Raw genomic sequence first — 14,778 nt, forward strand, 5'->3', positions numbered from 1 at the left:
CACCGCCTTAAACCATATCGGACATTTTGAAGAAATGGAACGCTACTTTGGTTATATAACAGATATCTCCTTCTCCGGAGACTTCCGTTATCAGCCACTGTACGGCATTACGGGTCAAAAGACTTTATCCGAAACTATCCTCCCCCATCTGGATGGCTATATGGATAACAAACCCGTTCGAATTGGCAACCAGGCATACGAACATATTCAGAATGATATATATGGACAGGTACTGATATCCATGCTTCCTTTATATACCGACCACCGTTTTATTTTTTCGGAAAGAAAAGATTCGGATCGTTGGATAGCCCTGCTGCTCAAGAAGATTGAAAAAACGATTGATGAAAAAGATGCAGGCATCTGGGAGTTCCGCAATATGGCTAACATCCACTGCTATACGAATCTTTTTCAGTGGGCCGGCTGTGCCGCTGCAGAAAAAATGGCCCGGACCATCGGTAACGATACCCTCCTGCAACAAGCCCTGGAGCTGAAAAACCGCGCTGCTGCACATATTGAAAGCTGCTATGACCCGATAAGAAAAGTATATACGAATGCCGCCGGCAGTCAGCACCTGGATGCCAGCACCTTGCAGTTGATCATGATGAACTACCTGGACCCTGCTTCCGAGCGTGCCCGTGATCATCTCCTGGGGTTGGAAAAAGAACTTAAAACACCGGAGGGATTGTTTTACCGTTATCGTCACTCCGACGATTTTGGTAAGCCTAAGACTACATTTCTCGTATGTGCGTTCTGGTATGTTGAAGCATTGGCCTGTGTTGGGCGCCTGGATGATGCCCAGCGCGAATTCGGTAAACTGCTGCAATATTCCAACCACCTGCTACTCTTTAGTGAAGACGTAGAAGCCGAAACCGGCAGTCAGTGGGGTAATTTCCCGCAAGCGTATAGCCATGTGGGTTTGATGAACGCGGCGTACCGGATATCGATGAAACTGGATGTACCGATATTTTTATAGCTTGTAGCGAATTTTTGTCTTACCCAGGATTATACTGATTTAGATGATTTTCCGGATTTTTACTTGTAGGATTTCTTGTGATTAAAAGATTATGGGAGATATACGCGGATTCGCTTATATCTCCCATAATCTTTTATAATCCTGTAAAAACAAAATAGGGAAAATCATCTAAATCAGTATAATCCTGGGTAAGACAAAATTCGCTACATTTCTCTGCTTCTGAGGGTCCTCAATAAATGCCTTACCTCATGATAACTTCTTAAGTAATACTGTGCGGCCGATACCTGGCTACCTACTTTAATGGTAATAGCTTTAGATGGAAGTGCTTTAAAGATGTCTTCATCTGTTACGTCATCTCCCATCGCCATAATGAAATCGTACTTTTTGTGATTCAGCCAGCTGAGAGCGGCTTTACCCTTATTGATTTCTACATTTTTCACTTCAATTACTTTGTCGCCAGGCAGTACCTGTAGCCCTTTTTCTACGGTGTAATAACGGAGGGTATTCATCAGTTCATTGGCGCGCAGTTCACCCAACCCGGATTCTACTTTACGATAATGCCATACCAGGGAATAGCTTTTCTCTTCTATGAAAGAGCCAGGCGTACGATCGGTGGCCAGTTCCATGATAGGTTGTATTTCGGATTTCCATTTATCTGTTAAACCCGGGAGCTGGTACCACTCTCCTTCCTTGGTCTTTTGCCAGGCGCCATGCTCGGCTATCAGGTCCAGTTTTAAATGACCGAACCACTCCCCCAATGTTTCATGGTTCCTGCCGCTGATCATCACCAGGTCATTGCCCGGTATGCTGGCCAGTTCACGAAGGAGCTGGTACAGATCCGGATCGGGCGAAGCCATATCTATATTGGGTTGAAAGCCGACCAGTGTGCCGTCGTAGTCCAGGAAGATGATACGTTTTTTTGTATTGAAGTATTGCTGCCTGATTAAAACGGCGGTTTCCTGGTTCACCCGGCGGGCCAGCATATTCTGCTGCATTTGATTGACTTCTTCCAGCCGGGTCATAAATAGTTTCACCCAGTGGTTAATATTAAATTTGGCCACCACGGTGCGCATTTGTTTCATACGACGCTGTTGCTCTGGCAGTGGCATATTGAGCGCATCCACGATCGCGCGGGTGATGGCGCCAATGTTGTTGGGATTTACAATGATGGCATCTATCAGTTCTTTAGATGCGCCGGCCATCTCGCTCAAAATCAATACCCCATCATTATTATTGCGACTGGCCACGTACTCTTTGCTCACCAGGTTCATACCATCACGCATGGGTGTTACCAGGCAGATGTCTGCAAAATTATAGAGGGCAGATAAGGTTTCCAGTGGGAACGAACGATAAAAATATTGAATAGGATGCCAGGCCAGGGTGCGGAAACGGGCATTAACATTCCCCACATACTTATCTATCTGGTCGCGCAGCTCCTTGTATTGTGCTACTGTATCGCGGGAAGGCACTACAATCATATACAGCACTACCTTACCAACGTATTCCGGATGCAATTGTAATAACAGTTCAAATGCTTCGAGTCTTTGCAGAATCCCTTTACTATAATCCAGCCGGTCGATAGATAATATTAACCGGTCCTCTTCCTGAAAGTTTTCTTTCAGCTGCTGCATCTGTTGCAGTACTTCCGGATCTTTGCCCATGCTGGCATACTTATTAAAATCAATGCCCATGGGGAATGTTTCTACTACAATGGCCCTGTCGTTATAGGATACTACGTTAGCGGAGGTATTCACCGGCAGCAGGCGATTAGCCGCATTGAGGAAGTGACGGGTATCATCAAAAGTATGGAAGCCCATCAGGTCTGCGCCCAGCATACCTTCCAGTATTTCTGTGCGCCAGGGGATCAGGCGGAATAATTCGTAAGAAGGAAATGGGATGTGCTGGAAGAAGCCAATGGAGATCTCCGGCATTTCTGCCCGGATCATTCCCGGTAGTAATAACAACTGGTAGTCATGTACCCAGATGATATCTCCGGGTTCTGCTACTTTCATAATAATATCCCTGAATTTTTTATTTACCTGGTAATAGGAATCCCAGTGTGATTGTTCATAGTGGGCATAAACGGCCATATAGTGGAATACTGGCCACAATGTTTCATTTGAAAAGCCCTCATAGAAGTTGTTGATTTCGTCCTGTGACAGGTAAACCGGCATCAGGTTCATTTTACGCAACTGCTTCGTCATTTTTTCCTGCTCCCTGGGATCGATAATTTCCTGTCCCGGCCAGCCTATCCAGATATTATTCCCTTCTCTGTAAATAGATCCCAAACCCGTTGCTAAGCCGCCTTCGCTGGGCTGTAGCACATAATCACCGTTTGTTTCTGAAATCTTTACTGGTAGCCTGTTCGATACAATAATGGTCTTTCGCATAGTCAGTTTATATAATCTATTATCTAATTACGTTCAATCGGAATAGCACCCACAAAAACAAAAAATGCACCCAAAAGAGCGGAACCTACATATATAAATAAATACAATGCTGCTACAAAGGCTATGGTTCATCAACAGGGTTTATCCCGAGAGGGATAAGGGCTATACCTGTACAAGTGTGAAACCACAATATAGTCATTATCAAGGGGAAATGAAAGTAAAAAGCTTATTTACGTCCTAAAGTCATCATCACTACGCCACTAATAACGATGGCAGCAGACAGTCCTACCATCCCTGTAATTGCTTCATTACCGATAGCCCGGCCTAGAAATAAGGCGACGATAGGATTTACGTATGCATAGGTAGCCGTGAGTCCCGGTGGCGCATTTTTGGATAGCCAGCTATAGGAAGTATATCCTACCAGGGAGCCAATAAGCACCAGGTAAGTATAAGCCTGCCATCCTTCTATTGTCATGTGGGGCAATGTACTGAACGCACCGGGTTCGGAGATCAGGCTAACCAAGAAAGCGAAAACGCCTCCGGCCAGCATTTGTATAGCAGTACTGGTAATTTGTGTGGGCATAGGCAAACGCTGAACAAACAAGGTACCTGCCGCCCAGCAGATATTGCCTGCTACGACTACCGCCACCGGCCATAAAGGAAAGGTACGCGCCTCATGGTGTGCAAAGGGATTAAACAACAGGAAAAGGCCTGCGAAGCCAATAGCAATACCCAGCAACGTTAATCCGGAAGGACGTCGCTTGCTGAAAAAAGCCCAGTCCATTCCCATGATCCAGGCAGGCATGGCCGCTACCATGAGCGCCACCAGCCCCGAAGGCATATAATGTACGGCTACTGCTACCGTCGTGTTACCTATACCTATCAGGGCTACACCTACAAAGCAGGCGGATAAAAACTGTTGACGGGTGGGCCATGTCCTTTCCCGTAAACATCCAATAGCAAGCAACAAGCTGCCCGCCAGCAAAAAGCGCATAGACGACAACAAGAACGGCGGCATCACCTTGGTGGCGATCTTCATTCCGAGGTAAGTAGAGCCCCAGATAATATATACGGCTAAAAGGCATAAGATCATCTTAGACGACAAACTGCCTGTCTGCTTATTCATTTTTCTTTCTTTTTGTACGCTGATAATTCCGGGTTACTTTATCTACATCTCCACAGGTGCTCATGCTGCACCATCTGCGGGAGCCGTTACGGCTCTTGTCCAGGAAGAGCCACCCACAGGCAGGACATTCTTTTACGGCCGCGGGTTTATCTGAAGTATATAATTCAACAGCCGATTTTACGAGCCACCAATACACCTGCTCCAACGCCGGCGCATTAAACTGTAATTGTCCGGCGCCTGCCGACCAACTGATTTCTATGTTGGCATATGCCTCTCCGAGGTAACTATTAAACTGTACCAGGTCACCTGCCGCCGGATTCTTGCCTGCAACCATGGCAACAAATAACCGATGCAACAATTCCCGCAACAAGATACTTTTCTCAAAAACAATCGCCGCTTTTTGCGGATAGTCTTTTGCAAGTCTTTCCAGCGTATGAATAATTTTGGGAGATAAGGCCCGGGTATGAGCATACCATTGCAACAATTCTTTGAAGTCGGAAAGGTAATCACAGGTCGTTGTTTTTTTGCGATTGTCAACTGTATTGACGAAATCAAGACATAAAATTCCACCGTCGAGACGGAGGGTGGAAATGGATTTGGGAGCAGACATATTTCCTGATTTTTAGTCCTACCTCACAAAGGTAAATTTAATTATTAACCAGCAAAACTTATTTTACCGGTTAATAAAAAAGAGGGTATAAATCAGAATTTCATCTACCTGAAACAGTACTTAAACATCATCCAAATAACTACATTAAAATCAATTGTTTGCAAAACAAAAAACAGCCTACTGAGAGGCTGTTTTTTATCGTCTGTTGATAGTATTTTAATGATCCGGGAAGAAGATATGTCTCCGGATCTTGTTATTCCGGCAGAAAGATACATAATTTATTTTACATATACTTCAATTATTGCACCTGTTGGTCTTCTTGGTGCCAGAAAGCTATCCACCTGATGGTAATGCAACTTCAATTCATCCCTCAATGCAAATGGGAAAAAGTTATTTAAGCCTGGTGCATATTCAAATAATATGAGGTCATAATGATGATCCTGTACCTTCTGTTTATAGGTAGCCAACTGCCTGTTGAACATCCCTACTCCCAGATGATACCATAACGGACAATCCGGTCCGGATTCCGGCTTGTATGGAATAGCTACTGCCAAAGGTGTCAGCTCCGTCATATTGAGCACTTTCAAATCGCCCTTGTTACCTTTCACCATCGGTAACGACATGATACGATCCATCCCTTGTACGGTGGAAGGTGGCATATAAATTTTACGGAAAGGCTTCAGATCGGAGAATATCCAGGACGAAACAGGAACGTCTGTTGTGTCCTGGTTGATCATAAAATTCCGCCTGTTGACTACATTCTCATGATTCGGATTGTGGGCATCCACCATTTCCTGAGCAGGAAACAAACGGTCGGTAAAACGGCCGATGTACTTCCACCAGGTACCGGACCACCAGAACAACACCAGCAGGATGGCGCCGAGCAAAGGCTTGGGACGGTCAATATAAATATGCAGCATCTCACATAGGTAAGAGGCGATGAAGGCAAAAGCGAAACTATGGAAGAAGATGTTATTGTCTGGCGGGGTGTAGCTGGTCACCTGGAAAATAGCTGCTTCTCCCAAAATACCCAAGGTCAGCAAAACAAATAATACTTCCCGGCGCCTTTGCAACCAGGTGCTCCATTGTTTCACTTTCGCAACTATGCAAAAGATCACCAGCACCACATATGCTTTGATCCAATTGGAGTTACCGAGAATTTCATCTGTAAAATCGTTTACGGCTAAACGTGAGCTATGCGGTGGTTGTCCGTGATTAAACCAGTAAGCAAAACCCGGCATCAGCGGAACAATAAAGAGCAGTGCAATCAGTACGAACATCCCGATGAAAATGGGGAAGTCTATCCAGCGGCGGGTCTGGAAGCAATTGTACGCCAGGAACAGCAGGCAAAGCATAAAGGCCATGCCTCCTCCGTCTTGTTTGGTAAAAACAGACAGGAAGATGAACAGTGCCGCTGCCGCCATCCAGATATAACTACGGGTACGGTTATCCGAAAAGAAAGACTTAAACAGGAAACTGATGCCCACCAGCTCAAACACGATGACGGTATGGTTATACCATGGCCAGAAATTGAAGAAGGAATATGACAACACAAACACCAACACAGACAGCAACCTGATGCCCGGCCTTACATCTAAACTTTTCAGGATAGAACGGAAAGCAAAGCCTGCGATAATATTAATCAGCACCTGGGCCTTTACCAGGGAAATCATTTCGGGGCCAAAGATCTTAAAGAAAAGTGCAGGGATGATCCAGAACCCATAACCTAATGGAGATCCGAAATCTTTAAAGGGAATCTGACCGGAGGAGATGCGGTAAGCGCCTTCCCAGGAAAGGAAAATGTTTACCCGGTAGGGAAATGTCACAAACAAAGGCACGAGCGCCAGCAATATGATAATCGAGATTTCGGTAATGGTCCACTTGCGACCGTTCAGGGAAAAAATTGACATAGACGTTTGGGATTTGCTGTAAATGTAATCATCCGCTAATATGAATGGGGGCAAAAGTAATCGAATAAATTGTATCTTGGTCTGTCAAGAATCAACTTTTTAGTTCCCCATGAAATACATCAAATTACTTAGACCAAAACATTGGGTTAAAAATGCATTCCTGTTTATTCCGCTTTTTTTCGCAGGGGAAATATTCAACACCTCCAAGCTGCTTCATTTACTCATCGCGTTTGTAGCTTTTAGTCTTATTGCCAGCAGCATTTATATCATCAATGATTACAAAGACATAGAGGCCGATAAACAGCATCCCATTAAGTGCAAGCGTCCCTTAGCCTCCGGCGCCATTTCCAAAACTACTGCCCTGCTTCTTTTTGCTTTATGCATATTAATGGGTACCCTCGTTGCCAGTTTTGTCAGTGAGAAGTTCATGTTTGTGCTGGGCATTTATTTCGTACTGAATCTGCTCTATTGTTTCGGCTTAAAAAATATCTCCATCCTGGATATCATGATCCTGTCTACCGGGTTTGTATTAAGGGTGAAGTCAGGTGGCGTTGCCGCCGATGTGGCGATGTCTGAATGGCTAACGATTATGATATTTCTACTAGCCCTTTTTATGGCGATCGCCAAGCGTCGGGATGACATCCTGATTAAACAGGATTCCGGAAAGGAAATGCGGAAAGCTGCCAGCGGCTATAACATGGATTTCCTGAATGTAATGCTGGCGTTGGTGTCTGCCGTGATGATTGTATGTTATCTTATGTATACCATTTCGCCGGAAACACAGGCCAGGTTTCATACCTATCGCCTCTATTACACCACCCTTTTTGTAATTGGCGGATTATTACGATATTTGCAAATAACCTACGTGGAGAACAATACAGGTTCTCCCACCAAAATCCTATATAAAGACCGTTTTATTCAATTAACCATACTCCTGTGGGTGCTTAGTTTTTATGTATTAATTTATTTACCGACAGATAAAACATTCTTTGAATAATGCAAAAACGGTTAGCCAACTGGGGAAACTACCCTGCTGTTGCCAGTGATGAAAGCGTATTTACACAGGAGGATCAGCTCCGCAAATATGTGGTAGCGAACTCCCACATGATTGCCAGAGGCAATGGCCGTTGTTATGGTGATGCCTCTTTGGGTCAGCATAGCATTTCCATGCTGAAGTATGATAAGATGCTTTCTTTCGATGCGACAAATGGCATTATTGATTTACAAGCTGGCGTAACGCTGGACCAGGTACTGGATATCATCGTTCCCAAAGGATGGTTTTTACCCGTTACCCCTGGCACCAAATATATTACAGTTGGCGGTGCAGTGGCCTCTGATGTGCATGGTAAGAATCACCATGTGGATGGCGCTTTTTCCGGTCATATCATTGATATGGATGTATTAACCGCTTCCGGTGAAACGATCTGCTGTGCGGCGGGGAACCATGACGACTTGTTTTGGGCTACCTGTGGAGGCATGGGTCTTACCGGTGTCATTACCCGCGTAAAGTTCAGCCTAAAAAAAATAGCCACGGCCTACATCAAACAAACGCAGCTGAAAGCCAAAAATCTGGAAGAGGTGATCCGCCTGTTTGATGAATATAAGCACTATACCTACTCCATGGCCTGGATTGATTGCCTTCAAAAAGGCGATTCCTTTGGGCGGAGCATTTTGATTGTAGGTGAACATGCCACCCCGGAAGAACTGAATGAACAGCAAAAGAAAGCGCCCCTTACCCTGCCGGCTAAACGAAAACTGAGTCTCCCCTTCAATCTGCCTTCCTTTGCTTTGAATACTTTTACCGTGAAAGCATTCAACTGGTTATACTATGGGAAGAATTATAAAAAGGTAATGCATAAGGTAATACCTTATGAGCCCTTCTTCTATCCTCTGGATGCTATCCTGCACTGGAACCGTGGTTATGGCAAAGCGGGATTTGTGCAATACCAGTTTGTGGTGTCGCTGGAACAGAAAGATGGTCTTGTGGCGATTCTGCAAAGAATCAGCGACAAAGGCTGGGGCTCTTTCCTGGCAGTACTCAAAGTATTCGGCAAACAGGATAGTCTCATTTCCTTCCCGATGGAAGGCTATACGCTGGCGTTGGATTTTCCGATCCGCAAAGGGCTCTTTGAGTTCCTGGACGAACTGGATGAAATTGTATTGCAATATGGTGGCCGTTTATACCTGTCTAAAGATGCCAGGATGAAACCGGAAATATACTGGAACAGCTACCCTAATGCCCGGAAGTTCGCCGATATTGTGAAACAATATAACGGCGACCTGCATTTTGAATCCCTTCAATCTGAAAGATTATCTTTGATAAAATAGTTTTCCCCTGATTAACCAAACACCTCTCATGCCCACAGTGTTACTACTAGGCGCAGGTTCGGACATGGCAGTAGCCATAGCCAGAAAATTTGCCGCCGAAAAATTCGATATTCAGTTAGCAGGCCGCCAAACGGCTGCCTTGCAACCGCAGCAACAGGACCTGCAGGTACGCTATGGCGTTACCGCAACCACCCACGCATTTGATGCGACCGATTTTAATACCCATGCGGCTTTCTATGCCGGTCTTCCGGTACAACCAGATATCACCATTTGTGTATTTGGCTACCTCGGAGATCAGGAGAAAGCACAACAAAACTGGGTAGAAGCCGCCGCCATTATTAATACCAATTATACCGGCGCTGTTTCCATCTTAAATATAGTGGCAGAAAGCTATGCAGCAAAAAAGCAGGGCACCATTATCGGTATCAGCTCCGTAGCGGGAGAAAGAGGCCGACAAAGTAATTATATTTATGGTAGTGCGAAAGCTGGTTTTACCGCTTACCTGAGTGGGTTGCGCAACCGGCTTTTTCGTAGTGGCGTACACGTGATGAGTGTACAACCGGGTTTCGTAAATACCCGTATGACGCAGCACCTGACACTTCCTCCCCTGCTCACTGCGCAGCCGGAAGCAGTGGCTAATGCCGTATTTAATGCGATGAAGAAGCAAAAAAACGTATTGTATGTAAAATGGCATTGGAAATATATTATGCTCATTATCAAATCAATACCTGAAGGCATCTTTAAAAAACTTTCACTGTGACGATTGCTTTTTTTGACTTTGATGGCACCATTACCAACAGGGATACGCTGTGGGAAATCATCCGTTTCCACAGAGGCAGGGCTGCCATGTATGCCGGTGTAGTACAACTGCTACCGGCATTGCTGCGGTTCAAATTAAAGATGATCCCCGCACAGGAAATGAAGGAACAGGTATTAAGTTATTTTTTTGGGGAGATGTCAGCCTCGGATTTTACTTCCGGCTGCGATGCCTTTTGCAGGGAACGTTTGCCTGACCTTATTCGTCCACTTGCGTTAACGGCTATACGAAAACATCAGGAGCAGGGACATCATGTGGTCGTGGTTACCGCTTCTGCACAGGACTGGGTAGCGCCCTGGTGCAGAAAGGAAAACATTGTATGTTTAGGCACACGCCTGGAAGTTAAAAACAAACAGATCACCGGTAAGATCCAGGATATCAATTGTAATGGAGAAGAAAAAGTAAATCGCATCCGTCAGGCTTACCGGCTGGAAAACTTCCAGGAGATCTATGCCTACGGCGACAGTGAAGGCGACCGGCCTATGCTGGCGCTGGCACAATTTCCTAACTTTAGGCCGTTTCAGTAAGGTGGCTAATTTGTCTTACCCAGGATTATACTGATTATATTGATTATACTGATTTTGATTTTTTGATCTTTTGATTTTTTGATTTTTTGAATACTAAAAAAGCCATTGAAGTAATTGCTACTTCAATGGCTTTTTTGACGATTGTATATATGGAATGACTTATTTCGCTTCCTGTCTCGCCGAAGGCGGAAAAATATAATGAAACACCAGCGCCAGTATTACCACCAGCAAACAACCAATGGCATTTAGCCAGAGAAAAGAAACTGTTCCCGTCCAATAGATCACCAGCACTGCGATTTCCGCAATGATGGCCGACCAGAAAGTAGCGGTTCCTCCTACCTTCCTGAGGTAAAATGCCACCATGAAAATACCCAGGGTGACTCCGTAAAACCAGGAACCCAGTACGTTCACCACTTCTATTAAACTACCGAGGTTACCTGCGAACTGCGCTACCACAATACAAAACACCCCCCATATCAGGGTCCAGAGCTTAGACATTTTGAGATAGTGCTCCTCAGTGGCATGCTCATTATACAAACGTTTATACACGTCTATCACTGTAGTGGAAGCCAGCGAATTCAAGGCTGCTGCAATACTCCCCCAGGCCGCGAGGAAAATAATAGCGATGAGCAAACCTACCAGTCCTTTGGGTAAGCTGTTCACCACAAAATGGAGGAAGATATAATTGGTATCGTTGGTATCTGCGGTAGGATCGGATGCTTTAATCAAGGATAGCGCTTCTGTTCTCAGCTGCTGCGATTTATCATCGGTTTGCTGCAGTGCCTTTTTAGCAATGGCCACCTGTGCGCCGTTGTCTGTTTCCAGTGCGGCTGCCAACTGTTTTACCTGTTGCTGTTTTAACTGCCCCAGCTCACTGTACCTATCTTCCAGTTTTATTAATGCAGGTCCTTGTTCTGTTTTATGAACCCTTGCCAGCTGGGCTTCATTAAAGAAGATCGGCGCTTTGAAGTAGAGGTAAAATACAAACACGAGGGCGCCAATCAGCAAAATCAGGAATTGCATCGGTACTTTCACCAGGCCATTCATCAGTAAACCCAGGCGGCTTTCCTTCACAGACTTAGCTGTCAGATAGCGGCCCACCTGCGATTGATCCGTTCCAAAGTAGGACAAAGCCAGGAAGAAGCCCCCTATGATCCCACTCCATATATTGTATTTGTCTTTCCAGTCGAATCGGGTAACGATCACATTCAGCTTATCCATTTTACCGGATACCTGTAACGCCTGTTTGAAACCGATATCGTTTGGCAGCAGGTGTACCACCATCCAGCCGGCGAGGAACATGCCCCCGAAAATGATGACCAGCTGAAACGTTTGTGTATAGGCTACAGCCCGGGTGCCTCCCGCAACGGTATAGATAATGAGCAATCCGCCCATGATCATATTGGTCCAGTAAAGATTCCAGCCCAGCAGAGAAGATAATATAATGGAAGGCGCACAAATACTGATGCCGGTAGATAAACCCCGTTGTATCAGGAAGAGTGAAGACGCCAGCGTGCGGGTTTTCAGGTCAAACCGTTGTTCCAGGTACTCGTACGCGGTATATACTTTTAGCCGGTGAAAGATCGGTACAAAGGTGATACAAAGCACTACCATGGCCAGCGGCAATCCGAAATAATACTGAACGAAGCGCATTCCGTCGGTATAAGCCTGACCGGGAGCCGATATAAAGGTAATGGCACTGGCCTGGGTACCTATAATAGACAGCAGTACGATATACCAGGGCATGGACTGGTTATCGAGGAAATAACTTTCCATGTTTCGCTGGCCACGGCTTTTCCAGACACCATAAAATATAATTATTGTGAGTGTACTTACCAGTACAATCCAATCTAAAGGGCTCATGAAAAGGTTTTGGTGAATAAGTAGAAGAGTACGATCAGCAACAGCAACCAGGCTATTACCAATGCGTACCAATAATTCCATGAAGGAAATAAAGGCGGTTTCTCTTCCTGCAGATTGTCAGCTGCCATAGATATTAATCGTTTGAATTACTTTTACTCCACATGCTTCCTGTTAACAGTCCCAGTGCGATCCCTATCACTAACCCCACCTGTACGCGTTTAATAGAAAAACCTATCAGCAGCCCCAGGATAATACAAAAGATAGCCGCAATTCTTAGTCTGGGCCGATGTTGTTCGTGTTTCTTACTCATTTTCTTTCAATCACTATTTAACAGAAATCAGGTTTACAAATAACCGGTATGCACCGGGTACGCCTGCAGGCAGCTGCCTGAAAAACGATAAGCCGGTATATACATAACTTCCTTTACCGTAATGTGCCACCAGTGTAGAACCATCTAGTGGAGATTCTCCTTTATCGTTCATGGTAAAGAGCTTATCATAAGCCTTATCGGCGTTTACCGTGTAATATAATCCTCTTTCCTGAACCCAGCCATTGAAATCGCCGTCGGTAATTTCATTGGGATAATGGAATACCGGATCTTTCGGATCGATGAAATTCACCCTGGCATTTTCATCTGTGACCCTGTCGCGGGAAAGGCTGAACGGATAAGGCCCCAGGTCATTGATTACGAGTGGACCGTTTACATTGTATTGTATCACCAGCTTGCCACCATTTTTTACATACTCCATCAGCTTAGGCTGCCAATACTTCATACGTGCGTTTACGTTATACGCCCTTACACCGGCAATGATGGCATCGTATTGTTGCAGATTGCCGTTCATGATATCTTTCTCACCCAGCTCGGTCACATCATAACCTACCTGACGGAGTGAAGCTGCGACCATATCACCGGCGCCGGGAATATATCCGAGGCGGTTACCGTTGTGTTTCAGGTTTACAGATACGAGTCTTCCTTGTGCAGCCGGGAATAAAGTAATGAGTGGAATATGGTCGTAGCGGATTTGTTGTAAGCTCTGCGTGTATTCCTTACCGTTACACTCCATTACTACCGTGAACGTATCTACGTGATTATCACTCACTCCCTTCACCGGATTGATATTAAAACGCAACTCTACCTCATCGCCTTTCTGCGCAAGCGCATAGGTGGCGCTATTATTGGCTGCGGTAAAACCGGCGGGTAATTGCAGGTGAACGGTCCCTTTCACATTGTCCGCCATGGCTTTTATTTTCACGGGGACGGCCTGCGGTTTGGTGTTCGTAAAAATATATACCTGGTTACTGAGGTCTGCTACTACAGGAGGTGCAATGACCAGGGGCTGGTAGATCTCCCCTTTTACAGGATCGGTATATTTATATTGTATGGGGCGGCTGATGACGAAGTCCTGGTCACCGATGCGCAGGTGGATTTGTGCCTGCAGCGCCGGTATGTTTTCAGGATTTCCTACCAGTAAAGGATCTTTGATAATGTACATGCCTACCGGATGTGCATCTGCCAGCCAGTAAGGCTGCGATTCCGGTGTATTGTCCGGCACCGGCAGGGTTTGGGAAATGCTGGTAAATTTATTATAGGCCAGCTCCTGTTTCCCGGAGGCATTAGGTTTACCGGGCAGGTCGATCTGTTCCAGGGTTACTTTCACATTGCCCCTATTAATCAGTTGCACGGTGGCTTCCATATTATTACCTGGTACTACTGTCTGTGAAGTGCTGTAAGCTTCTGCCCACAGGCCTGCGCAGGCATAGATCAGTTGTTCCGTTTCCTTTAGTTTGAGATTGCGCCAGTAGCCATCGGGCAAAGCCTGGATAGCGCGGCGTATTCCGAGCAGTGCAGAAACGGAGGCGGCAGGATCTTCCATGTTGTAGGCAGCGAGTGCGGCATCTACCTGGGCGCCTATTTTATCGCCTCCAGGAATCCTTGACCAGCTGGTATTTACGTCATCCAGTAAGCTGTTTTTAGGCGTATTTCCTTTTATAGTAAGAAAATATTCCTGGGAGCTGCCTCTGGAGGCTGCGACACCGAAGCCCTGGCTTTTGTGTTGAGAGCGGCTTTCGGCGGCTATTTCCCCGAAGCCTTTACCCAGTAATGGGTTAAAGGTGCCTACGTCCATTTTAAACTGGTCGTCGGCAGTAGTATTAACGCTACCGAAGTTAAAGGTGTTCCACAGGATGCGTTTGGCTTGCCAGGGTTTCACCAGGCTAAGCTGTTCCGGAAAGCG

General features: G+C 45.6%; 13 protein-coding genes. 5 read left to right on the forward strand and 8 right to left on the reverse strand.

Features of this window, described 5'->3' with window-relative positions; translation table 11 throughout:
• On the forward strand, positions 1–973 hold a 973-nt coding region (locus tag VIP81_RS20905), incomplete at its 5' end, for a glycoside hydrolase family 15 protein (RefSeq protein WP_331965774.1).
• A gap of 203 nt (positions 974–1,176) precedes the next feature.
• Here VIP81_RS20905 and VIP81_RS20910 read toward each other — a convergent pair.
• The 4 genes from VIP81_RS20910 to VIP81_RS20925 form a co-directional block, all read right to left on the reverse strand.
• Entirely contained in the window at positions 1,177–3,363 is a 2,187-nt protein-coding gene (locus VIP81_RS20910) for a bifunctional alpha,alpha-trehalose-phosphate synthase (UDP-forming)/trehalose-phosphatase (protein ID WP_331965777.1), read from the reverse strand.
• Between the two features lie 226 nt (positions 3,364–3,589).
• The gene (locus VIP81_RS20915; RefSeq protein ID WP_331965780.1) at positions 3,590–4,489 is read right to left on the reverse strand and encodes an EamA family transporter; all 900 of its coding nucleotides are present in this window, start codon (positions 4,487–4,489) and stop codon (positions 3,590–3,592) included.
• Entirely contained in the window at positions 4,482–5,099 is a 618-nt protein-coding gene (locus tag VIP81_RS20920) for a CGNR zinc finger domain-containing protein (protein WP_331965783.1), read from the reverse strand. Before VIP81_RS20920 ends, VIP81_RS20915 begins: the two co-directional genes overlap by 8 nt.
• Positions 5,100–5,377: 278 nt before the next feature.
• Positions 5,378–7,009, reverse strand: a complete 1,632-nt coding sequence (locus VIP81_RS20925) for a hypothetical protein (protein ID WP_331965786.1) — start codon at positions 7,007–7,009, stop codon at positions 5,378–5,380.
• Between the two features lie 109 nt (positions 7,010–7,118).
• On the opposite strand from VIP81_RS20925, the gene VIP81_RS20930 reads away from it, so the two are divergent.
• Genes VIP81_RS20930 through VIP81_RS20945 form a run of 4 tightly spaced genes read left to right on the forward strand, consistent with a single transcriptional unit; the run spans position 7,119 to position 10,681 of the window.
• Complete coding sequence (locus VIP81_RS20930) at positions 7,119–8,006, forward strand: decaprenyl-phosphate phosphoribosyltransferase (protein ID WP_331965789.1); 888 nt, start codon at positions 7,119–7,121, stop codon at positions 8,004–8,006.
• Positions 8,006–9,337, forward strand: coding sequence for an FAD-binding oxidoreductase (locus VIP81_RS20935; RefSeq protein WP_331965792.1), 1,332 nt, complete (start codon positions 8,006–8,008; stop codon positions 9,335–9,337). Before VIP81_RS20930 ends, VIP81_RS20935 begins: the two co-directional genes overlap by 1 nt.
• Positions 9,338–9,365: 28 nt before the next feature.
• Positions 9,366–10,097 carry an SDR family oxidoreductase gene (locus tag VIP81_RS20940; protein ID WP_331965795.1) on the forward strand — a complete coding sequence of 244 codons (732 nt, stop codon included), beginning with the start codon at positions 9,366–9,368 and terminating at the stop codon, positions 10,095–10,097.
• On the forward strand, positions 10,094–10,681 hold the full coding sequence (locus VIP81_RS20945; protein ID WP_331965798.1) for an HAD-IB family hydrolase: 588 nt from the start codon (positions 10,094–10,096) through the stop codon (positions 10,679–10,681). The genes VIP81_RS20940 and VIP81_RS20945 overlap by 4 nt, the downstream gene beginning before the upstream one ends.
• A 159-nt stretch (positions 10,682–10,840) precedes the next feature.
• Here the strand turns inward: VIP81_RS20945 and VIP81_RS20950 are convergent, their stop codons facing one another.
• From VIP81_RS20950 to VIP81_RS20965, 4 genes are all read right to left on the reverse strand, one after another.
• Positions 10,841–12,544, reverse strand: a complete 1,704-nt coding sequence (locus tag VIP81_RS20950; protein ID WP_331965801.1) for a sodium:solute symporter — start codon at positions 12,542–12,544, stop codon at positions 10,841–10,843.
• Positions 12,541–12,672, reverse strand: coding sequence for a hypothetical protein (locus VIP81_RS20955; protein WP_331965804.1), 132 nt, complete (start codon positions 12,670–12,672; stop codon positions 12,541–12,543). Before VIP81_RS20955 ends, VIP81_RS20950 begins: the two co-directional genes overlap by 4 nt.
• Positions 12,673–12,677: 5 nt before the next feature.
• On the reverse strand, positions 12,678–12,854 hold the full coding sequence (locus tag VIP81_RS20960; protein ID WP_331965807.1) for a hypothetical protein: 177 nt from the start codon (positions 12,852–12,854) through the stop codon (positions 12,678–12,680).
• Between the two features lie 13 nt (positions 12,855–12,867).
• Positions 12,868–14,778: LmbE family protein (locus VIP81_RS20965; RefSeq protein ID WP_331965810.1), on the reverse strand; the 1,911-nt coding region annotated here is incomplete at its 5' end.

Source organism: Chitinophaga sp., from assembly GCF_036566945.1.
In the GTDB taxonomy this organism is placed as follows: Bacteria; Bacteroidota; Bacteroidia; order Chitinophagales; family Chitinophagaceae; genus Chitinophaga.

Bases quoted from the DNA above. Each gene is read 5' to 3' on its own strand.
- VIP81_RS20910 (WP_331965777.1), bottom strand. From the start codon at position 3,363: ATGCGAAAGACCATTATTGTATCGAACAGGCTACCAGTAAAGATTTCA.
- VIP81_RS20915 (WP_331965780.1), bottom strand. From the start codon at position 4,489: ATGAATAAGCAGACAGGCAGTTTGTCGTCTAAGATGATCTTATGCCTT.
- VIP81_RS20920 (WP_331965783.1), bottom strand. From the start codon at position 5,099: ATGTCTGCTCCCAAATCCATTTCCACCCTCCGTCTCGACGGTGGAATT.
- VIP81_RS20925 (WP_331965786.1), bottom strand. From the start codon at position 7,009: ATGTCAATTTTTTCCCTGAACGGTCGCAAGTGGACCATTACCGAAATC.
- VIP81_RS20930 (WP_331965789.1), top strand. From the start codon at position 7,119: ATGAAATACATCAAATTACTTAGACCAAAACATTGGGTTAAAAATGCA.
- VIP81_RS20935 (WP_331965792.1), top strand. From the start codon at position 8,006: ATGCAAAAACGGTTAGCCAACTGGGGAAACTACCCTGCTGTTGCCAGT.
- VIP81_RS20940 (WP_331965795.1), top strand. From the start codon at position 9,366: ATGCCCACAGTGTTACTACTAGGCGCAGGTTCGGACATGGCAGTAGCC.
- VIP81_RS20950 (WP_331965801.1), bottom strand. From the start codon at position 12,544: ATGAGCCCTTTAGATTGGATTGTACTGGTAAGTACACTCACAATAATT.
- VIP81_RS20955 (WP_331965804.1), bottom strand. From the start codon at position 12,672: ATGGCAGCTGACAATCTGCAGGAAGAGAAACCGCCTTTATTTCCTTCA.
- VIP81_RS20960 (WP_331965807.1), bottom strand. From the start codon at position 12,854: ATGAGTAAGAAACACGAACAACATCGGCCCAGACTAAGAATTGCGGCT.